Raw genomic sequence first — 20,605 nt, forward strand, 5'->3', positions numbered from 1 at the left:
GGCCGCGCGCAGCCCGTGGGCGTGGGAGCGGGCCACCAGCAGCGCGCGGGTGGGGATGTAGGACGAGGGGCGCTCGGGCCAGGCCCGCCCGGCCGCGCGCCACCCGGGCACCAGGGCCGCCACGGTCGACTCCCCCGCTCCGCCGTGGACCCCGATGCACCACAGGTTGGCGTCGGTGTGCTGGCGCGTGGTGGGCAGCTGGTCGACCAGGTCCGGGGCCCGCACCCCGTGCTGGGGAGCCAGTGCACCCCCTCCCGGTGCGGGTGCTGGCGTGATCTCGGTCTGCTCGAGGGCAGGCTTCGCGCCCGGGTACTCGAGTGAGAGCCACGGATTCGGCTCGGTCATGCCCTGCAACCCCCTGCGCTGGCCCAAGATGTACGCACGTCCCCTGCCCCCGTGACGAGACCAAAGGATGCCAACAGTGCCGTTGTGTGCCGTAGTTTACTGTAGTCTATCGGTCACGGTTGGTGGTGACCGGCGGTGACGAGATTAGATGATCTTTTTGACCGGTTTCCCGAGCATCTGTCCGTCGAGCAGTTGGCGCAGGTGCTGGGGGTGACCAAGCCCACGGCGTACCGGTGGCTGCAGCAGGGCGACATCCCGGCCTACAAGGTCGGTGGGGGCGTGTCTGGGCGGGCGAACTGGGTGATCGTGCGCGATGAGGTCAGGGACCATCTGATCGCCAACCGCAACACCACCGGTGCGGGGGAGGTCGACCAGGACCAGGAGTAGCCAGGGGGGCACGTGGGCAGGGGCACGTTCGGCGCGGTGGTTGTGCTCGCGCTGCTGACCGGGTGCTCGACCTCCTCCCCCGGCGACCGGGTCGCTGACCCGGCGCCCACCGCGAGTCCTGTGGTGCCGACACCGTCGCCGGTGGTGGTGCCTGAGGGGGCGCGGGACTTCGACACCGGGGCCCCGGCGCAGACCCAGGTCCCCGACCCCCAGTGGGACCCGGCCGCCCGTGAGCAGGCCGCGTCTGCGGCCGCCGCGGCGATGGCGGCGTTTGCCCGACCGGACCTGGACCCGGGCAGCTGGTGGGCTGAGCTCGCGCCGTTGCTGAGTGCCCAGGGGCAGATGGACTACCAGTACGTGGATCCGGCCGTGGTTCCGGCCCGCGCGGTCACCGGGCCCGGACAGGTGCTGGATGAGACCAGTGCGCTGGTGGCTCCGGTGGCGGTGCCCACCGACGTGGGCACCTATGAGGTGATCGTCTCGCGCACCGACGCCGGCGCCCCGTGGTTGGTCGAGCGTCTCACCCCACCTGAGGGGGCCAGCTGATGTCGAGCTCCAAGGCACTGCCGGTGGTCGCGGGCCTGGTCCCCCTCAGCGTGATCGGTGGGGTGCTGGGCATGCTCCTGCTCGGCAGCCAAGAGGCCGAGGCATCCTGCACCCCCACGGGGGCGAGCCTGCAGGCTGATCCGGCCTCCGTGCCGGCCGGGGTGGTCGCGGGGTACAGCGGGGAGCAGCTGGCCAACGCTGCGGTGATCCTGCGCGCCGGGGCCGACCTGGAGGCCGGGGCCCGGGACCAGGCCATCGCGGTGATGACCGCGATGGGCGAGTCCGGGCTGCGCGTCATCGACCACGGCGACGCCGCCGGCCCGGACAGCCGTGGGCTGTTCCAGCAGCGCGACAACGGCGCCTGGGGCTCCTACGCCGACCGCATGGACCCCTACACCTCCGCGACCAGCTTCTACCGCGCGATGCTCGCCATCCCCGAGCGCGAGGGACTGGCCCCCACGATCGTGGCCCACCGCACCCAGCGCAACGCCGACCCGTTCCACTACGAGCGGTACTGGGACGCGGCCCTGGAGGTCGTCGAAGCGGTCACCGGCACCACCACGGGCCTGACCACCGGGACCGGGGGCACCTCGTGCACCGGCATCGCCTCGGTGCCCGGGGCGGTCAACCCCGCCGGGTGGTCGGCGCCCGCGGCCGGTCCGGTGACCAGCGGGTTCGGGATGCGCCTGCACCCGGTGCACAAGGAGTGGCGCCTGCACGCCGGCACCGACTTCAACGGCGGCGGGTGCAACGGGCCGATCTGGTCGGTCAACGACGGTGTGGTGACCATCGCCGGACCCGCGGGCGGGTACGGCAACGTCATCGAGGTCGACCACGGCGGAGGCCTGCGCACCCGCTACGCCCACATGTACAACAACGGGGTCCTGGTCGACGTCGGCGACCAGGTCACCGGCGGCCAGCAGATCGGCCTGGTCGGCAGCTCAGGTGTCTCCACCGGATGCCACCTGCACTTCGAGACCTACCTCAACGGTGAGCTCGTGGATCCGATGGCTTACCTGGCCAGCGTGGGGGTGAGCCTGTGAGCGCCGTGCCGGACTTCCCTCGCATCGAGGTCACGCTGCGCCCGGACACCAGTGGTGAGGTCACCATCCAGGGGATCTCCCACCCCGTGCCGGTCAGCGGCGACATCGCCACCGCCCGCCAACGCGCCCTCGGCATCGTGGTCGTGCGGGCCGCACTGGCCCTGGGACGCCCGGTGCGGGTGACCGCCCACGACCCCGAGGGCACCTGGCCCCTGGTCGTGCACCCCGCCGGCCACGTGACTGACCCCGCCCAGCTCGAGCACGAGCCCCACTCCCCCACCCCGACCGATCAGGGGCCGGTGGTGTGCGTGCGCGCGATCGACGGGACCTCGAGCCAGCCCGGGCGCTCGATTCTGGTGGGCCGCAATCCCCAGCCCCACCCCGGCGAGCTCGTTGAGGTCCTGTTCGCCGTGCGGGACGTGGCCCGGCAGGTCAGCAAGACCCACGCCCGCATCGACATCGACCCCACCGGACACATCACCGTGACCGACCGCAGCTCCACCAACGGCACCGGCGTCCTGCTGCACGGCACCCGTCGCCCCGCCCACCCCGGTGCGCCCCTGACCGTCCCAGCGGCAGCGACCGTGCTCCTCGGAGATGTCCCTGTGAAAGTGGAGGTCCAAGGATCATGAGCGACACGCCGCGACGGTTCCCCATATCTGATACGTCATGGGTGTTGGGTCGTGCCATGGCAACTAGGCGAGGCCGGCCCGGCAAGGGTGAGCGCGACCTGTTCGTTACGCGTCCGGCCGCGGTCGTCGGCCGCGCGGTTCGCGAGAGTGCTGAGCGCGAGGGCTATGAGTCCCTCAGCGAGTACATCGCCGCGGTCCTGGCCGAGAAGGAAGGCCTCAGCGAGTTTGCCCCCACTCCCCACCCTGCAGCAGAGCAGGGCGAGCTTCCGATCAAGAAGGGCGGTGCGCGGCTGAAGCAGTCTGCCTAACCGCATATAAAGCGATGGCCCGCCCCCCTGACGGGGGACGGGCCGAGATCAGAAGTTCTTCACCCAGTGCTTGGCGGCGCGGGCGGTGAAGAGCTCCGACTGACACACCCTTCGGCGTGTCCTAACGCTTGGAGCCCACGATAACCCCTGCCCTGGCTTCTGCATACCCAAGTGCGCCCGGCGTGGCGCGGTTTCACCCGCGCGGGCTACCCCGACGTCGGCCCACCGGGGACCGTGAGCGCTCCCCCCTGGCCGTGGCCCAGGCCCTGCCCCACGGGACCTCCCGCGCGCCCAACCAGCACGCCTGGCGACGCGCCGTGCGCGACTCCCCCGCCCTGGACCGCCTGCGCGCTGACCGGCGCGCCACGATCCTGGCCGTGGCCGACGTGCTGGCCTTCAGCGCGGACTGGACCTCGATGACCACCCGCCCCACCTGGGCACACCTGGCCACCCGCACCGGACGCTCCCGGGCCACCATCGCCCGCGCCCTAGCCACCCTGCGCGCCGCTGACCTGCTGGGCATCGTGGCCACCGGCCGCTCAGCCGGCTACGGGCCAATGGCCCTGGGCAACCAAGCCGAGGCCGCCGTCTACGTCCTGGCCCAGCTCTCCACCCTGCACGCAGTCCCTTCACCTGGGGATGAAGATGAGACCCCCACCCGCGAAGCGGGTAGTTCTCACCCCCCGGGCGCGCGCGTGCGCGAGATCAAAACCCCCACCGAGCCGCTGCGCGGCCAGACCGTCTCGGCCGCTACGCGGCCCACCCTCCCAGCCGACCAACGGCAGCACCCGCTGTGGCCGGGTTCTGCACCGGCACGACGCAAGGACGAACGGCGTTCGGCCGCAGCCGAGCTCCAACGTCGTGTCTTCCCCCTACGACGCACCTCCACAGCCTGGATCGCGGCCGCCACCAGGGAGTTCATGCTCGCCGGGTGGACGGTCACCGACATGGTCCACGCCATCGACCACCGCCCCGACGGCCGCGCCTGGCCCCACGACGGGGCCACCGGCATCGCCCAGATCGGACGCTGGCTGGCCCACCGCCTACGCCCCTGGCGCGATGAGCACACCACCGTGCTGGCCTCCCCCAGCCAACGCGCGACCGCCGCCGCGGTCCACGCCCGGGCAGTGGCCACCGCACGCCGCACCGCCCACGAACAGCTCATGGCCACCCGTTCAGCCCCGGACTCCCCCGTGGCCGCCGCAGCCCTGGCCGACATCCGCGCCACCCTCGAGGCCGCTCGAGCCCAGGCCCGCGACCGGCGGCCGGCGACGTGAGCTCACAGCGCGGCGCGGTCCTGGACCCGCTGACCCACCGGCACCGTGCTGGCCGACCACGCGGACACGTCCCGGCAGCCCTCGGCCGCGTACACACCACACCCGCACACCCACACCACGTGCCGGCGCTCCAGCGTGCACAAGCACGACACCGACCCCTCCCCCGGCCTCCCTGGCCCATCAGCCGACCAACCCCGCCCACACACCGGACAACCCCGCGGTGGCACGAGCTGATAGCCGGCACCGCCTTGCGGCGCTCGACGCCACCGACTCCAGTCCACGCCCACCTAGATATCCTATCGAACACCAGTACGATAGGATATCTAGAATAGATAGTGACACTAGATCTCTAGGAACGCTAGGATCAGTAGGCCCGTACGGCTCGTTGCTGCACGCCGGCATCTACTGTTGCTAGTGAACCTAGGTACAGTAGGAACGCTATAAACACTAGGATTTAGGGGATGGCATGGCCGACATCGATCGCACAGCCCTCGCACGCGTGATCGCCGTGATCAACGGCAAGGGAGGAGCGGGCAAGACCACCATCACCGCCAACGTCGCAGGTTTACTCGCCCTCTCGGGATACCGAGTGCTCGTCGTCGACATGGACCCCCAGGGCAACCTGGGGGAGGACTTCGGCTACACCTCGACCGACGTCGACGACCAGGGACAGGCGCTCGCTGGATCACTGGCCTTCGGACAAGCGGCTCGACCCGCGCACGCGGTTCGCACCAACCTCGACGTCCTCGTCGGCGGCCACCACCTGGACGTGGCTGCAGCGAGCCTGGCAGCGGCCAAGGACCAGAGCGCAGCTCGACTCTCACTCGCCCGCCTACTCGAGCCGATCGCACCCGAGTACGACATGGTCCTGATCGACTGCCCACCCGGCATCGAAGCACTGCAGACCACCGCGGCCGCGGCAGCACGCTGGGCACTCGTACCGGCTAAGTCCGACGCCAGCTCCCGCAAGGGCCTGATGGACGTCGCACGCCGCCTGGACGCCGTGGTCGACCTGAACCCGACACTGGACCTGCTCGGCGTCGTGCTCTTCGGCACGGGCACCAGTGCCCACCGGATCAAGGAAGAAGCACGAGGCCTGATCGTCGAAGCGCTGGGCTCGGAAGACGCTGTGCTCCAGGCAGCGATCCGCCACTCCGAGGCCACGGCCCACGCCGCGCGAGAGCGAGGGCTCTTGGTCCACGAGCTCGAGGATGAAGCCCGCAAGGGCCCGGCGTGGTGGCAGATCCGCCGCGGTGAGGCCACCGGCGTGGCCAACTCCCCACGCACCGCCAGCGGCGTCGCCGAGGACTTCCACGGCCTGGCCAGCGAGATCGTCGCGCGGATCACCGCCGCCGAGGAGCGACTGGAGGTCAGCGCATGAGCACCGACGAGGCACCCCAGCGCACCATCTCCGGACTCAAACCACCCCCCGGCCGCCGGCCCGGTGTACACCCCGATGCCAGCCGCCTGCTGGCACGCAACCGACAGGCCACTCCTGCACCTGCGGTGCAGGACCCTGCGCCGACACCAGCGCTCGTCTCTCCCCAGGTGACCGTGCCGCAACCAGCGGCCAACCAGACTCCGAGGTCGGGGGAGGGGCTCAAGGAGCAGCTCAACGTGAGCGTCCTTCGCGATGTCAGGCGGCGCATCCGCGCCGCCTACCGGGCCACCTCGGTGGCCGAAGGGCACCGCTCCTTCAGCGACTTCGTCACGTCACTTCTCGAGGCCGAAGCCCGACGTCTGGAGAACACCTACAACGGCGGCCAGCCCTTCACCGGCGGCGAACGCGAGCTGCCCGCCGGACGACCGCTGTCCGACTGAACCAGCACCCACAGGAGAGCCCGCGATGAGCACCCCTGAACCCACCCCACCGATCCAATGGACCGTGGGGCAGCTGCGCGCCGAGCTCGTCGGCCTGCCCGATGACACGCCCCTGGTCATCGACGTCGTCCAGGACGGCCCCGCAGGCAGCACCCGCACCCGCCTACCCTTGATCGGAGCCGGGTACGGGCAGGGCGTCGACCCAGATGACCCGATCTTCAGTGGGCAGGAGTATCCCCTGACTGCCGGGCAACGCACCGTGGGAGGCAGGGGGAGTGTCGGGGGTGGGCCGCGGGTCGACCTGAGCTGGCCCGATCGGCAGAAGTTCGATGACGAGTGACCACGCCCACCGGGCGGGCCCCCTCTGAGGCCGAGGGGCGCCGAGCGCCGGCGGCCGGTAGGTCGGGGGAGTTGGCGGTCTTGCAGTGGGGACAGGTGCGCGGGGCGGGGCGGATGCTGTCCCAGGTCTACCTCGGGCCCCACACCCGCGTCCTGCCGGCGCTGTTGGGGCGTGTGCTGATCGCGATGGGTGCGGTGTCGTTCGGGGCAACCTTGGCCCTGTACCGGCCGGTCGTGCGCTACTGGGTCGACCCGCGTGACCACCGGCGTCAGGTGCTCGTAGCGCTGATCACCCGGAGTGATCAGGCCAAGCTCGTGCTGCGCCTGGCGGTCGTGGTCATCACCACGCTGGTCCTACTCGCGGGCTTCACCAACGCGATCGCCGCGACCCTGACCGACGACCTGATCCTCATCGCCCTCGCCCTTGCCCTAGCCACCCTCGCCCTCGTGCTGCTGGTCGCATCCTTGCTCGCGGCCCTGGCCCTGGCGATCCCGTCGGCCGTCATGGCCTGGGCGCCCCACCCCGGGCGCATCCGCCGCGGCGGACCCAAGGGGCCCACCCCAGACCTGACCGCGGTCCTCGCCGCCTCCACCGTCCCCGGCGGGATGCTCACCGTCCGGGCACACCTAGTCAGGCACTACGAGGGCCAACGCATCACCGTCCGCGCCCGCGACACCTACGCCCAACAACTCTACGAACGACTTGGATTGACCGTGATTACCTCAGGCCGCGGACGCATGACCGGGATCGTCGCGCCGTAGCAGATGATCACGAGCGAGGTCAGATCCGGCGCGAGGTTGTGCTGGCGCCACGAACGATCGTGGTAGAGCGAGGTGGGATCTGCAGCGTGCGACGCGGTTGCTCCGGCCTCCCGGCGACCTTGACTTCCGCGACGGCGTGGATTCCACCTGCCTCGAAGGTCACCTGCTCGAAGCGAAGAGGTTCCGAACTATGGGGCCGGCGCCCGGCGATGCGTACCCCCGAACCACCTTCTCGCGCAGCTCGCGTGCGGACTCTCCACAGCCCTGACGGCAGGTCGCCAGCCAACACCGCTGGCACGACGGCTGTGATTGGGGTTGGCTCGGTGTGGACCCCGGCGCTCTCGAGCTCACTCAGGCGAGCGCTCCAGTCCTCAGCCGTCTTCTCAGCCTCGGTGTCCAAGCGTTCACGATCCGCCTTGGAGGAGAACGCCTCTACTCCAAAGCGCCGCGCGAACCTGCTCAGGGCTCCCATATGCCACAGCGTACGTTCAAACGGCAGCCACGACGAGGGCCGCGATGGCGAAGCCCCAGGCCAGGGCAGACAGCATCAGCTGTAGCCAGGCGGTGTCTCGTACCTCGTTCACCGTCGGCTTGTTCCGGGTCACAGCGCGAAACGACTCGCGGCGCAGTGCCGCGAGCTTCGCCTGATCGCCCTGGAGAGTCTGGTCGGCCAGGACGCTGCCGTGGTCTGGGATCTGAAGACCCCTAGCGAGCCTGAGGACCCGGAGCGTCAGCAGCGCAGAGCAGCCGAACGCGACGACAGCTGTCCACGCGAAGCCAGACCGGGTGATCTGCAGGGCCGCTGCCAAGAAGCCCGCGCTGACGGCGAGAGCGAACGTCACGATCAACTTGCTGGTGTCGATCGACGCTGACTGCGACGTGAGGAGCCGCCCGGCTTGGTCATCAAGCCACTCAGCTGTAGAGGTCGCCACGACGCGATTGTGTCAGCCAGCCGAAGCCAGCACAGCCCGCTTCGACCTCGGCCACGCCAAGCACGTCGCGTCGAGGAACGGGAGGGCAAGCCTCCCGTTCCTCGAGCGCTCAGACGCGGTGCGCGACCGTCCGCCCAGGACTGGCCGCAGCACGGGCCTTGGTCACGAACCGACCGGTCACCGTGCTGCGGTAGACCGTCCGACGGTTCGACGTACCCCGACCCACACGCTCGGTCATCGTCGACCGCGGACGACGGGCCGCCGTCCGCTTGGACACGAACTTGCCAGTACGGGCACTGCGAGAGATCCGACGAGCCACGAGGCCCACCTCCAAGAGAGTCGAACTACAGGGGTCGTGGGCCACCGGGACGCACCCGGTGGCCCACGACCACCCAGGGGTCACCGACGACGCGTGGTCGTGGTGGTGGTGATCTTGATGCGGATGGGTCCCTTACGGACCGTCCGCACTGATCGGCGAGTAGCCATCACAGCTCCTTCCTTCAGCATCGGCACCGACGCTGAAGGAGCCGCCCCCTCACAGGGACTACGCCTCTCCTGTAGACTCGACGTTCCGGCTGACATCGGAAACGAAGAGCCCCAGACCTCGGTGCACCTCAGACGAGTCTGGGGCTCTTCCTATTCTACACCATTGCCGAATGCCGCTGCGGAACACCCGAAGCCAGCGGTATCTCGCCCCAAAACGCCCCAGGTCGCCGCACTCGGCCCACGCGCATCCCCCTCGATGGCTCTGGCGCTAGGCGGTCCAAGCACATCATCTGGTGGCTGGTGGCGGCGGGCGTGGCTGCATGTAGTGGCCCGCGCTGTGTCAGAGGGGTGTGGTATTGCGTGCGTAATCGGCGGGAACGTGACGGGTGGATGCAAGGTAGCGAGCATTTATGGACACCACCTGCGAACTATTCGCAGCCGTCCACAGTGATGTCCACAGATGAAACTATGGTTGTCCACAAAACAGTTCCAAAACTCATCTACGCCGGCGGCGCCTCCCGCCCCACGTATCCCTCGCAGCGACTCGCCCGAGGGGCTCCTAGCTGCTCGCCCCACCATGGTTCGGGGTGCTCCGGTGACGGCGTTGCTGGTCGGGCGCTGCGCGCCGTGCGGCGGCTCGAGGTCGTGGGGGAGTGGGTGTCGCGCTCACCTGGCCGGTAGCACGCCAGCCCTCCCACCAAACCCACCCCCACCAGCGGTGACGTAGCCGGCCGGGGACGGTGCTCCGCACCAAGGTCGCGCACCTGGGGGAGTGGGGGGCTGGTGGGGGTGGGTTTGGTGTGAGCCTCTGCAACAGCGTGCTACCTCGTGCCTGCCGGTGAGGCCCCCAAGGCGGGGGCACTCACCGGCCAGACCATTCGGTCACCAGCACGAGCACCAGGAGCACCCATGCAGCCCACCGTCACCATCACCGGTCCCCGCGAGATCCTCGCCACCGTCACCTACCAGCTCGGGTTCACCCCCACCGACTCCCTCGTCCTCGTCTCCCTGCGAGGCGACCGCCAGCGCATCGGCCTGGTCGCCCGCATCGACCTCGACGACGCACCCGACGCCGCGACCGCCCTGGCCGGACACCTGGTCACCGACGGGGCCTCTGCGGCGTTCGTCATCGCCTACACCCCCGACCCCGTCGCCGCGCACACCGCTGCCGCGCACGTCGAGTCTGCGGTGCGAGCCCAGCAGATCACCCCGCTGGGCACGTGGTGGGTCACCGGCACCGAGTACCGGGCCATCAACCCCCACCACCCCCACCACAGCGAGTCCACCGGACACGCCCTGGACCTGGACACCACCGTCGTCGCCGCCACCCTGGTCGCCGAAGGAGTCGCAGTGCGGGGGAGCAGGGCCGACCTCGCCATCACCCCCGCACCCCAGCCCGCACGCGACGCAGCCCGCGACGAGATCACCGCCGCCATCGAGAAGGGGGAGCGGGTGGATCGGGTGGCGGCCCTAGGGCTGTGGCGCCAGACCCTGGCCACCGGTGCCCACACCCCGGCCGTGGCCGGGCGCCTGGCCCACGCCATGACCGACATCCTCGTGAGGGACGCGATCCTGTGCGACCTCATCCCCCACGGCACCGCCACCGCCGACGCGATCGCCGCTGGGACCGGCAGTGAGGGCGTGGGGGCGACGCTGGGCGCGGTGCTCGACCCGGTCACCGGCACCCGACCCGACCCGGCCACCACCGACCCCGCCGCTGCGCTGCTCGCTCACGTGGCCGCGCACGTCGACAGCGCGGCGGCGTTGACGCTGCTGGGATTCCTGTCCTGGTGGGACGGGGACGGCGCCCGAGCCAACGTCCACCTCGAAGCCACCCACCAGGTCGACCCCACCTACCGGCTCGCCGCCCTCATCGGTGAAGCACTCGACGCCGGGATGGCACCCGGCTGGATCCGCGCCGGACGGTGAACCCCGCGCCCTGACCGGTCACCTTGGCCGGTCAGGGCACCCGGGCCCGGGGCGTGGTGGGGTCGGCATCGAGCCGACCCCACCACGCAGAGCAGTCGGGCGCCCCTAACCTTGGGGGCTCAGCTCCCGGAAGTGGGGGTGATGGACCGGCAGCTGCGGTGGCGGTGAACGATCTACGTGAGGTCGCGCCTGCCACCCTGCGTATCGCTTCCCAGCGACTCTGCTCCGCCTCCTAACTAGAGCAATGTCCCGTCGGGCTGCTCGAGGTCGTCGGTGCTGCCCTGCGGCTCGGGAAGGGGAATCTGCCGGCGCTCCCGGCTCTCGCGGACCGGAACATGGTGCACGACGGGTGTGGCCGCCAGGATCTGTCCGATCAGAGCGTCCATGAGCTGAGCGGGTGCGATGTCCTCGGGGATTGGATCGAGGTTGACGCGCACGACAGGGCCCCCGTCGGCCGTCTCGTCCCAGCCCACCAGGCACAGGGCTGTGGCGGTGTAGCCGCCGTGGCCGCCGGTGTCGCGCAGCTTGCGGATCATGTCGACGGTGCGTTCGAACGCGTCCGGTTCGTCGCGAAGGATCGTGTCCCGCTGCAGGAAGAGGAACCCGGTGGCAGCGAGGGGATACCGGCCGCGGAGGTTGGCTGCGTCGCCGTAGGCCTCCTCGAACCGGTTAGGCAGGTTCTTGGCGAATGAGGAGACTTGGGCCTTGGTGCTGAGCAGCAACTCCGGTCCGCGGTCCCAGCGGGCGATGCAGACGTCGACCTGCTTGTCGTAGGCCCGTCCGAGGACACGCGCGTCGTTGGGTCCAACCGAGGGCATCCGGGCGACACGGCTCCGCAGATCGTCGGCGACCTTGGCTGGAAGCCGTTCTAGGAGGACGGCGATGTCTCGTGGCAGAACGCGAGGGCGAGTTGGGCGCGGCCAGACCTCGTCGGCGCCGAACCCCGCGCGGCGGAACTCGTGAGCGAGCCAGGCATCGATGCCCTTGGCGAAGCGCCCGGATTCCGAAGCGCTTCCGGTGATGACCGGCAGGGTGAGCAGTTGGCCAAGGAGGTCAAAGTCCGGGGCGTAGACCGGTCGCTCGCCGACGGCATGCACCCACGGGTCGGTCGCCGGCGTGGCGGCGAGGATCGGGTCGAACGTCGAGAAGACGTCGTCCTTGCTCACCGCGTCGCCTTGCCCGACAGCACGGGCCCGGCGGTCACGCCAGCGTGCGGGGAGATCCGGTCTTTGGCCGACGTACCGCGCGCTCGGCGGCGTGCAGTCAGGAGCGCGTGAGCCTGCTCCAGCTCGGCGGCATCACCGGCAGTCATCCCCATCCCATCGACCAGGACGACCTGGTCGATGATGCGGACGGCGTCGAGCAACCGGCCCTCCCGCAGGCGGGCGGCCACACGGCCCCGTACTGCCGCGAGCTCGTCGCGTACGGCCTCGACGTGGGCCGGCGCGGGCATGGGCAGGTCGTCTGCCTCGCGCGGCTCAATCTTGAGCATGCCGCCACCGTAGGCGCGCCCGACGATCTCGGCGCCGAGCAGCGTGACGCTGTTCAGGGACGCCAACGGCAGGAACCGCTGACCAGCGGCTCGGTGCGCTGCATGTAGGTAGACACCGTGAACGCTGTTGAGGTGATGAGCCCTGGCGCTGTTCGTCGTCAGCCGGGGCGTGTCGGCGTTCATGTAGGTCAGGAACAGGTCAGCCGGCGCGAGGTAGGGGACCCGCCACCAGGGGGTCCGGACGCGGCACTTGTAGGCCTCGTTAACCCCGTTGGCCTCACCAGTGGCGATGTATCGGCGGGCGGGCGCGCTCGGATCACCGGATGGGCGGAACAGCAGCGTCGCAGCACCGCCCTCTCCGAGAGTCGCGCGCATGGACGAGGTGAAGGACAAACCGCGCAGGTGCCGGCTACCCGGTGGCGACAGCGGCAGGAGCTCGTCGTCGGGGATGGCAAGCCGGGCGGCGTCCTGAGGTGAGAGGGCGAAGTACCGGTTCGCGCCGGTCACCATGCCCAGCGTCGTCTCACCCCAGGTGTGCAGCGTCGTGAACCCAGCGTCTGACGCGGCGGCGGCGTAGGGCCCCGCGGCGGTCGGCGGGAGGAGAGCCGAGGTCCACTTCCCGCTGGTCCTGACCGGGGTCCACGTCGACCGAGTTCCTGCGTCGAGGTCAGCGAGGTCGTCGGCGTTGTGGACCTGCAGCAACTCGCAGTGGTCGGTGCCGCCATCGCCCTCGGCGAGCAGCAGCACCACTTCCTCCAGCACCCCGGGGAACACCCGCTCGGTGAACAGGACAAGGCGCACGCGCCCGAACCGTCGCATCAAGAACTCGCGCACCTGCGCGGCGTAATTGACTGACAGCAGCTCGGCGGGCAGGACCAGGCCTAGCCGGCCTCCCGGCTTGAGGAACAGAGCAGAGTGCACGGTGAATGCCGCCCACGACGACGCCAGGGCGGTCAGTGCGACGCCAGCGCGCAGTGCAGCGCGACGTGAGGCAGCGCGGCTCTCCCCAGAGAAGTCCTGGTAGCGGACGTACGGCGGGTTCCCGATCACCGCATCGTACGTCGGCCGTGGTTCCACCGAGAAGAAGTCGCCCGCCTTGATGTCCGCGGTGGCGCCGACGGCGCTCAACAGCTCGCGCGCAGCTCTCGCTGAGGCGTCATGGAGCTCTACGCCAGCGAGTTCGCCGCGCGGCTGTGAGCGATCTGGATCGAGGAGGGTCTGGTGCTGGTGAGCGGCGATCAAGAAGGCGGCTTCGCCGCACGAGGGCTCCAGCACGGTGTCCGTGGTCTCCCGGACAGCCCAGCGCGTGACGTACGCGGCCACCGTCTGGGGGGTGAAGAACGCGCCTCGCGCCTTGCGGAGGTCAACCGTGTCGACGGCGGAACGGAGCTTGGTCACGGGTCGATTCTTCCCTAGGACTCGGCCTCGACATGCCGGGGCGCGCGGGTGCGCGCGTCGGGCACTCGGTCACCACGACGTGGGGTCGGGGGAGGCCGTGATCCGCTCGGCCAGTCGAGCCGTCGATCAGCGGCTTGCGGTGCGATCCGGCTCAGCCGCTGAGTTGCAGGATCACCGCCAGCGCGAGGAGGAGGCCGGCAATGACCCAGTAGAACGCACGCAACTTGTGGGTGGACCGCATCTGCCTGCGGGTCCACAACACCCTGCTCGGGCTGCCCGCGCTGATGGCTGCCGTGAGGCCAGCCTGTGGGAGGTAGCGCTTGACTTCCTGTTCGAGGGCCGTCCCGTGGTCCACAGAGGCCTTGAGGAGCCGGTGGTACCAGCTCGCGTCAACGAAGAAGAACGCGAGCCACACCAGCAGGCCAACGCAGACAGTGAGTGCGGAGCGGTCGACGTCTAGGTCTCCGACGGTCAATGCCGCCGGGCGCTCTTTCGCGGTCGCGGTCAGCGAGGCGGCGCCCAGTGTGAAAGTGAGCGCCGTCAGGGCGAGGCCGCGGATCTTCCAGCAGATCTCGTTGAAGTGCTGCTGGACGGTCACCGTCTGCTTCCACATCTCCAAGTAGCCCTGCAAGCGGTTCGCTTCGGTCAAGGCAGGCGCGTCGGACGGCTGATCACGGCGCGGTGTCATCAGCGGCTCCCTCGAACGCGAACATGGTCAACAGTTGGTCAAGCCCTCGGTCGAGGACATGTGTGGGTGTTACGACCCCTGCCCGCTCGGTGGCGCGACGCTCCTTCTCCACCAGCTCATCGGTCCAATGAGTGACTCGCCGGAGCAGTGCGTACTCCGGCAAGTGCTGGACCTGGCCGTACGCCGCGTGGGCGTCGTGCGCGCCCGCCGCCTGTGCCATGGCGACGTCCTTGATCAGACTGTCGCCAATGTACAGAGTTGTCGCGGGACGTGCCCCGAAGGTCTGGATGATCTCGTTGAGGATGGCTACGGACGGCTTCTCGGTGCCGGCTGCCACGTGCTCATGTGGAGTGAGCTTGAGTCCATAGTGCTCGGGATCCTGGGTCCGAAGGTCCTCGAAAGAGACGCCGTCGGGCAGGTCATGGTCCGGCGAGGAGTAGAGCGCGGCCAGCACACCATCGAGTTCGAGCGTTCTTATCCGCCACTCGGTCCAGAACGACAGTGACTCGGTGTAGCCGACGATAGGCACGCCGGCCGCGCGGATCGTCTCGAGCGTGGTCAGGACGCCGGGGTATAGCCGCGTACTTTCCTTCCGCGCAGAGTTCTGAGCATGGAGTGCTTTGTCGTACGTCATCAGGGGGTTCTTGGAGAGCGCTAGGAGCGAGGGAATCTCATTGAGGAGGTAGGAGTACTCCGTCGTGCGCCGACGCTGGTGAACCTTGCGCGCCTCCTCTTCAAGAGCCGGAGTCGGCACTCCGCTGAGCCGCGACACCTCGTTCAGGAGCGCGGAGAAGGAGCTGTACCAGGCGCCGAACCAGTCCCACAGGGTGTTGTCCAGGTCGGTGACGACAAGGTTGATCACGGGCTGCGTGGCTGGAGGCTGCATGGAGCCAGTGTGGACGCTGCCACTGACATGCCCCGCGCAGCGTCCGGTTAGGGATCGCTCAATGGGCGGGCGCGGCGGGACACTTGTCGAGCTCGTTCCCGCAGGTGGCCCTGTCTCGGATGACCCACCCGCCATGGCGTCCGCCAAGGAGGCGCCTGGTGGACGCCTGCACTACGCACCCCGCAAACGGTCGTTTCTGGGCTGCCTGACGGGCTGGGTCGCCTGGCGTCGACACGCCGCGGTTTGGCTTCCCGAAACTAGGGACCGAAACCGAGACGGACCGAAACGTGTCCTAGACCGTTTTCGGTCACGCTGGTAGGATGGGTGGACCGTTGGAAGGGGTGGATCATGGCTCGTGCGTTGACGACGGCTGGACCGGCTGAGGTTGAGGCTGCAGAGCGCTTGGCGTTCGCTGAGGCTGCGCTGGCTACGGCGGGGCACGAGGTCACCGATCCGGCGCTGCGGGGGATCTTGGAGCGCACTGCTCGCCATGAGTTGACGGGGGATGAGGCGGTCGCCGCGATCCGGCGCCACGTTCAGGGCTGATGCCGCGGGCGCACTCTTTTCGTACCTGGGATGACTACTTCATCCCAGGTACTTCTGTGTTGAGGAACAGGTTCACCGTCCCGGGCAAGCCCTACGGCGAGGACGACCCGCAGAAGCTGCGCGCGTTGGAGGAGGCCGTGACGGCGGTGCGGCTGCTCGAGCTGGCCGAGTCGCCGATCGCGGGCCGGTTCGACTACGAGCACATGAAGGCGATCCACGCCCACGTCTTCGGAGACGTGTATGAGTGGGCCGGCGAGGAGCGGGTCGGGCCAGTCGGGCAGTTCATGACCAAGGACGGGCACGCCTACTACGGGGGAGGCCCGCACCTGACGGTTGCTGCCGAGCAGCAGTACGCCCGCCTGGCGCACAAGGACCTGCTGCGCGGGCTCGGGCACGAGGAGTTCGTCGGCGAGCTTGCCGAGAGCTGGGGCGAGCTGAACGTCATCCACAGCTTCCGTGAGGGCAACACCCGCACGCAGTTCGTGTTCTTCTCCCAGCTTGCCCAGCAGGCCGGGTACCGGCTCGACACGGCGCAGTTCGCCCCGGGAGCCCCGCTGCGTGCGGAGTTCGTGGCCGCGCGGTTCCATAGCCAGGACACCGGCAGCAACGACCGTCTGACCGAGGTCCTGCGCCGCGGGGTCGTCCCCCTGGGCCAAGGCGGCCAGGACCCAGGCTCGGGGGCTGGCCGGTCGGCCCAGCTGCGGCAGGCGAGCTACCCAAGGTCGGGTGCTGGTCGCGCGTCCTCGAGCGGTCAGCAGCAGAGCGCCGGCTACCGGCCAGGTCGCGGCTACGGCACCAGCGGACCGGAGCTCGAGCGATGAGCAACGTGGTGGGCTACGCCCGGGTCAGCACCCGTGAGCAGAACCCGGATGCCCAGGGGGCGGAGTTGCGTGCGGCGGGGGCGGTGCGGGTGTTCGTCGACCACGGGGAGTCCAGCCGGATCGGCGATCGTCCGCAGTGGGTGGCGTGCCTGGACTACCTGCGTGAAGGGGACACGTTGGTGATCCGGGCGTTGGACCGGGTTGCTGGGACTGAGCAGATGGCGATCGAGATCATCCGCGATCTTGGCCGGCGTGGGGTGCGGATCAAGAGCCTGACCGAGCCGTTCTTGGACGTGGACACCTCCACCCCGATGGGTGAGGCGATCGTGGGGATCATGGCGGTGCTGGCCCAGCTGCGGGTGGCCACGATCCGGGAGAACACCCGCCGGGGCCTGGCTCATGCCCGCGCCCAGGGCCGGGTGGGTGGCCGGCCGTCGGTGATGACCCCCGAGCGCACCGCTGCTGCGGTTCAGATGCGCGCTGCGGGGCACAGCATCGTGCAGATCGCCACGGTCCTGGGGGTGGGCAAGTCCTCGGTCTCTCGCGCCTTGGCCAAGGCGGGGGAGAGGGAGCTGGTGTCGGGAGCGGGTGGACCGTATGAGGTCGCTCAGCGGTATGCCGCCGGGGAGGTGGACCGTGACGAGCTGGTCGAGGAGTTGGTGCGGTGGCAGTACGTCGCGTTGCAGCGCACCGCCGGCGATGGTGTGGATGACGTGATCGTGGTGGAGCCGGGCACGTTCGATGAGGTGGCCCAGGCGCTGCGCGACGGACTGATCGATGCGTCGACATATGAAGAGATTCGGCAGCGCAGGATCCGTTCGCGCACTGCGGGGTAGTGCCGGGCGTCGATAGCAGGTGCTGGGAACAGCGCCGCCGAGGGCTACGTGAGCGGCGCGCGCTCGATGGCCGTAGGACCCGTTGGGGTAAGGGGAGGCCGGACCTACTAGCCCGTGCACGGGCCGCGCTCTCGAGGGGCGACTGCTCTGCGCGGGGTGGGGGCGTGGCCGGTGTGCGGGCGGTCGCTTGGGGTCCTGCTGTCCACCTGTGGGCGGGTCCGGCCGGGGGTTAGCCGGAGCCGTCCACAGGTGGGCAGGGGGAGACGTCAGGCCGCGGTGGTGTCCTAGGGGGGCGCCGTCGCGTAGCGGGCTGCTGCTCGAGGGCTTAGGGCAGGTGCTTGGCCATGAAGAGGCAGGGAGTGCCGGGCCAGAGGTCGGTGAACTCCTCGAGGCGGAGGAACCCGTGGGCCTCGTAGAACAGTCGGGTCCTGCGGTAGCCGTCGTCGGGGTGGGCTTGCCCGAGTGTCTTGACCGTGAGCATGCGGGTGCCGTGAGCGAGGAGATCGCTCTCGAGCTTGGTGAGTAGTGCGTTGCCGACGCCGCGTCGATGCCAGGCGGCCTTGACGGCCATGAGGTGGATCTCGGCTGTCTCAGGGAAGTGCTGCTCGACGAGGAGGGCGCCGACCTGCTCGCCGGTCGAGGTGACGGCGAAGTAGTTCGGGAGGGTGTCTGCGGCGGTGACGTAGGCCTCGGTGGCCTCAGGTTGGCCGAACCATGCAGGCAGGTCTTCCAGAATCGCTCGCACCGCGGCGCGATCGCCAGATGGGTGCCGATCGACCCGGAGTTGGGATGTGCTCATGGGGAGGCGTTGGAGTTCGGCTTGTGGCCGCGCTGGGACGCGGTCGCCCGGCGTCGGACCCGGGCCTTCTTCTCGGGTTCGCCCAGCCCGATCTTGCGTAGCTCGTCCGCCGACCATCCATCGGACAGCGCGGCGTTGTACAGGCGCAGGTCCTCACGCTCTGCCTGGGCGATCTGTTCACGCAGCTCTGCGAGCTGCTGACGTGCCGTGACGAGTGCCCGCACGGAGTTGATCCGCGAGTCGAGCAGCGCACGTGCCTGGCGTTCTGTGTCTTCGGCGTTAAGCCCCCTTGTTGCCATGCCAACACCCTAGAAGCAGCCACTACGACGGAGCAAGCTATACACTTAGGGGACCTAAGTGGCTTGGAACCTGGACTGTTCGTCGTGGGCTCGGCACACTGGGGTGTGGTCCCCGCGGTGGGCGGGGTCGCTGCGCTGGGCCAAGGGGAGGGGCGGGACCGATGAGTGAAGAGGGGCCTGATGGTCGCTTGTTCGCTCGTCGTCGCCGGGCGAATGTGGCCGGTGGTCGCCGTCATGAGCACAAGGTGAAGGTGACCCCGGAGGAGGAGGGGGTGTTGCTGCGCCTGGCTGGTGAGCAGCACGTGACGGTGCCTCGCTTGTTGGTGGAGTCGGCGTTGGCTGCGGCGTCCTCGGAGACCCCCACGGAGCGGCGGAACGCGATCGCGGAGTTGTTCCGGTTGCATCGGTTGTTGGCGGCGATCTCGAACAACGTGAACCAGATGGCCAAGGCGACCAACGCGACCGGCCAGACTCAGGACGAGTTGGAGGCGACGTTGGTCGCGGTGCGGCGTACCGCGGAGCGGATCGATGCGGCGATCGATGGGTTGGCCTTGTCGTGATGCCGAACGTGGTGCGCGGGGATCGCATGGCCGGGTTGATGAGCTACCTGGTGGGTCCGGGTCGGGCGAACGAGCACACCGAGCCGCACCTGGTTGCCGGCGACACGGCCTTGATGGTGTGGCATGACGATGCCGAGCTCGGCCGGGACTCCGCGGCGGGGATCGCGCGGCATCTGGATCGTCCGCGGGTGGCGCACGACGTGCAGGTGACCGGTGGGCATGTGTGGCACTGCTCGCTGTCGCTGCGCGCCGAGGAGGGCCAGCTCAGCGATGAGCGGTGGGCGGCGATCGCGAACGACTTCGTGTCCGCGATGGACTTCGACGACGCGCAGGGCACGAAGGCGCCTTGCCGGTGGGTGGCGGTGCGGCACGGTGTCTCCACGAATGGCAACGACCACATCCACCTGGTGGTGAACCTGGTGCGGGAGGACGGCACCAAGGCCAGCGCCCACCACGACTACCGCCGCGCCCAGACCGCGGCCCGCGCCCTGGAGGTCAAGCACGACCTGGAGGTGCTGGAGTCGGTGCGTGCTGAGCGTGCCACGCGGGGCTATGACCCGGGTGAGCGTGAGGCCCAGGCCAGGGCCCGGGCGCGCGCCAAGCACGAGCGCACCGCCCTGGCTGGCGGGCCGGGGTGGACGTCGTTGAGCGCGCAGGACCGACGGGCCGCGGTGACCGCGGAGCTGGGGGCGGATCAGCCGCGGCACGTGTTGGCGGTCAAGGTGCGAGGGTGTGCGGTCTCGAGCGCGGACGAGGCGGAGTTCGTGCGCCGGATGCGCCGGTCGGGCCTGTTGGTCCGGGCACGGTTCGCTGACGGGCGCACCGACGTGGTGACCGGGTACTCGGTGGCCCAGCGGCCCATCGCGGGGGAGCGGCCGATTTGGTACGGCGGGGGACACCTGGGCCGGGACCTGACCTTGCCGCGATTGCGCGATGGGTGGCCCGACACCCCCACCGGGGCCAGTGCCGCGGCGAGGGAGTGGACCGCAGCCAAGCGCGGACGCCGAGTCGTGGCCCCGGGTCGGGAGATGTTGTCGCCCGAGCCGGGGGAGTGGGCTCGGCAGAACGAGGAGCTGGGTGCCCTGGTGGAGCGGCTGCGGGCGGTGCCGGTCGAGGACCGCGACACCTGGGCCACGGTGGCCCGCCAGACCGCTGGGGCCTTCGCGGCGTGGTCGAACGCCACCGAGCAGACACCGGGGGACCTGGCGGCTGCGGCGGAGGCGTTGTCGCGTTCGGCGCAGACCTACACCCGCACCGCGACACCGCAGAAGGCTGGGACGGTGGCGATCTCGGGGGCGGCGATGCTGCTGGCCAGCGCGTCCCGGGGTGGGCAGGGCAGTGCGGCGCAGGCGGCGATGATCCGCCAGCTGCTGCGCCTGACCCAAGCCGTCCACGCCGCCGCGGCCGCCGGGCAGCAGGCCCGCCAGGCCCAGCTCCTGGCCCAGGACACCCGCGCCCCCCTAAGTCGGATCG

At 69.7% G+C, this 20,605-nt stretch carries 22 protein-coding genes and 1 pseudogene; 15 read left to right on the forward strand and 8 right to left on the reverse strand.

Going from position 1 to position 20,605, the window contains the following annotated elements; genetic code table 11:
• Window positions 1-345: pseudogene (locus tag L0B03_RS03220) on the reverse strand (hypothetical protein); the annotation flags it as partial.
• Between the two features lie 135 nt (window positions 346-480).
• Here L0B03_RS03220 and L0B03_RS03225 point away from each other — a divergent pair.
• The 10 genes from L0B03_RS03225 (at window position 481) to L0B03_RS03270 (ending at window position 7,460) form a co-directional block, all read left to right on the forward strand.
• The gene (locus L0B03_RS03225; protein ID WP_308199989.1) at window positions 481-732 is read left to right on the forward strand and encodes a helix-turn-helix domain-containing protein; all 252 of its coding nucleotides are present in this window, start codon (window positions 481-483) and stop codon (window positions 730-732) included.
• A 12-nt stretch (window positions 733-744) separates the two neighbouring features.
• A complete protein-coding gene (locus L0B03_RS03230; protein WP_250443995.1) occupies window positions 745-1,278 on the forward strand; it encodes a hypothetical protein in 534 nt (177 codons plus the stop codon).
• Window positions 1,278-2,321, forward strand: coding sequence for a M23 family metallopeptidase (locus tag L0B03_RS03235; protein ID WP_250443997.1), 1,044 nt, complete (start codon window positions 1,278-1,280; stop codon window positions 2,319-2,321). Before L0B03_RS03230 ends, L0B03_RS03235 begins: the two co-directional genes overlap by 1 nt.
• Complete coding sequence (locus L0B03_RS19510) at window positions 2,318-2,953, forward strand: FHA domain-containing protein (protein ID WP_250443999.1); 636 nt, start codon at window positions 2,318-2,320, stop codon at window positions 2,951-2,953. Before L0B03_RS03235 ends, L0B03_RS19510 begins: the two co-directional genes overlap by 4 nt.
• Window positions 2,950-3,261: a hypothetical protein gene (locus L0B03_RS03245; RefSeq protein WP_250444001.1), complete on the forward strand. Its 312-nt coding sequence runs from the start codon at window positions 2,950-2,952 to the stop codon at window positions 3,259-3,261. The genes L0B03_RS19510 and L0B03_RS03245 overlap by 4 nt, the downstream gene beginning before the upstream one ends.
• 182 nt (window positions 3,262-3,443) lie before the next feature.
• Entirely contained in the window at window positions 3,444-4,538 is a 1,095-nt protein-coding gene (locus L0B03_RS03250; protein WP_250444004.1) for a hypothetical protein, read from the forward strand.
• A 466-nt stretch (window positions 4,539-5,004) separates the two neighbouring features.
• Window positions 5,005-5,919, forward strand: coding sequence for a ParA family protein (locus tag L0B03_RS03255; protein ID WP_250444006.1), 915 nt, complete (start codon window positions 5,005-5,007; stop codon window positions 5,917-5,919).
• Entirely contained in the window at window positions 5,916-6,359 is a 444-nt protein-coding gene (locus tag L0B03_RS03260) for a hypothetical protein (RefSeq protein WP_250444008.1), read from the forward strand. Before L0B03_RS03255 ends, L0B03_RS03260 begins: the two co-directional genes overlap by 4 nt.
• A 25-nt stretch (window positions 6,360-6,384) precedes the next feature.
• Complete coding sequence (locus L0B03_RS03265; protein ID WP_250444010.1) at window positions 6,385-6,699, forward strand: DUF6225 family protein; 315 nt, start codon at window positions 6,385-6,387, stop codon at window positions 6,697-6,699.
• Window positions 6,700-6,770: 71 nt separating this feature from the next.
• Window positions 6,771-7,460 carry a hypothetical protein gene (locus L0B03_RS03270; RefSeq protein WP_250444013.1) on the forward strand — a complete coding sequence of 230 codons (690 nt, stop codon included), beginning with the start codon at window positions 6,771-6,773 and terminating at the stop codon, window positions 7,458-7,460.
• A gap of 488 nt (window positions 7,461-7,948) precedes the next feature.
• Here L0B03_RS03270 and L0B03_RS03275 read toward each other — a convergent pair whose 3' ends face one another.
• Complete coding sequence (locus tag L0B03_RS03275) at window positions 7,949-8,392, reverse strand: hypothetical protein (protein WP_250444015.1); 444 nt, start codon at window positions 8,390-8,392, stop codon at window positions 7,949-7,951.
• Between the two features lie 1,395 nt (window positions 8,393-9,787).
• Between L0B03_RS03275 and L0B03_RS03280 the strand changes: the two genes are divergently transcribed.
• Window positions 9,788-10,807, forward strand: a complete 1,020-nt coding sequence (locus L0B03_RS03280) for a DUF4192 domain-containing protein (RefSeq protein ID WP_250444017.1) — start codon at window positions 9,788-9,790, stop codon at window positions 10,805-10,807.
• Window positions 10,808-11,043: 236 nt separating this feature from the next.
• On the opposite strand, the gene L0B03_RS03285 is transcribed toward L0B03_RS03280, so the two are convergent.
• The 4 genes from L0B03_RS03285 to L0B03_RS03300 form a co-directional block, all read right to left on the reverse strand.
• The gene (locus L0B03_RS03285) at window positions 11,044-11,973 is read right to left on the reverse strand and encodes a hypothetical protein (RefSeq protein WP_250444019.1); all 930 of its coding nucleotides are present in this window, start codon (window positions 11,971-11,973) and stop codon (window positions 11,044-11,046) included.
• Entirely contained in the window at window positions 11,970-13,697 is a 1,728-nt protein-coding gene (locus tag L0B03_RS03290) for an N-6 DNA methylase (RefSeq protein WP_250444021.1), read from the reverse strand. Before L0B03_RS03290 ends, L0B03_RS03285 begins: the two co-directional genes overlap by 4 nt.
• Before the next feature lie 151 nt (window positions 13,698-13,848).
• Complete coding sequence (locus L0B03_RS03295) at window positions 13,849-14,385, reverse strand: hypothetical protein (protein WP_250444023.1); 537 nt, start codon at window positions 14,383-14,385, stop codon at window positions 13,849-13,851.
• Complete coding sequence (locus tag L0B03_RS03300) at window positions 14,369-15,271, reverse strand: HAD family hydrolase (protein WP_250444025.1); 903 nt, start codon at window positions 15,269-15,271, stop codon at window positions 14,369-14,371. The genes L0B03_RS03295 and L0B03_RS03300 overlap by 17 nt, the downstream gene beginning before the upstream one ends.
• Before the next feature lie 602 nt (window positions 15,272-15,873).
• Here L0B03_RS03300 and L0B03_RS03305 point away from each other — a divergent pair.
• Together L0B03_RS03305 and L0B03_RS03310 are read left to right on the forward strand one after the other, a co-directional pair.
• Window positions 15,874-16,638, forward strand: a complete 765-nt coding sequence (locus tag L0B03_RS03305) for a Fic family protein (RefSeq protein ID WP_250444027.1) — start codon at window positions 15,874-15,876, stop codon at window positions 16,636-16,638.
• Window positions 16,635-17,474: a recombinase family protein gene (locus tag L0B03_RS03310; protein WP_250444029.1), complete on the forward strand. Its 840-nt coding sequence runs from the start codon at window positions 16,635-16,637 to the stop codon at window positions 17,472-17,474. Before L0B03_RS03305 ends, L0B03_RS03310 begins: the two co-directional genes overlap by 4 nt.
• A 325-nt stretch (window positions 17,475-17,799) precedes the next feature.
• Here the strand turns inward: L0B03_RS03310 and L0B03_RS03315 are convergent, their stop codons facing one another.
• Both L0B03_RS03315 and L0B03_RS03320 read right to left on the reverse strand, forming a co-directional pair.
• Window positions 17,800-18,219: a GNAT family N-acetyltransferase gene (locus L0B03_RS03315; protein WP_250444031.1), complete on the reverse strand. Its 420-nt coding sequence runs from the start codon at window positions 18,217-18,219 to the stop codon at window positions 17,800-17,802.
• 50 nt (window positions 18,220-18,269) lie between these two features.
• Window positions 18,270-18,572, reverse strand: a complete 303-nt coding sequence (locus tag L0B03_RS03320) for a hypothetical protein (RefSeq protein ID WP_250444033.1) — start codon at window positions 18,570-18,572, stop codon at window positions 18,270-18,272.
• A gap of 161 nt (window positions 18,573-18,733) precedes the next feature.
• Here L0B03_RS03320 and L0B03_RS03325 point away from each other — a divergent pair, with 161 nt between their 5' ends.
• Window positions 18,734-19,132, forward strand: coding sequence for a MobC family plasmid mobilization relaxosome protein (locus L0B03_RS03325; protein WP_250444035.1), 399 nt, complete (start codon window positions 18,734-18,736; stop codon window positions 19,130-19,132).
• On the forward strand, window positions 19,132-20,605 hold a 1,474-nt coding region (locus L0B03_RS03330), incomplete at its 3' end, for a relaxase/mobilization nuclease domain-containing protein (protein ID WP_250444037.1). The genes L0B03_RS03325 and L0B03_RS03330, both read left to right, overlap by 1 nt.

The sequence above is a fragment of the Actinotalea sp. C106 genome (assembly GCF_023630195.1).
Classification (GTDB): Bacteria; Actinomycetota; Actinomycetes; order Actinomycetales; family Cellulomonadaceae; genus Actinotalea.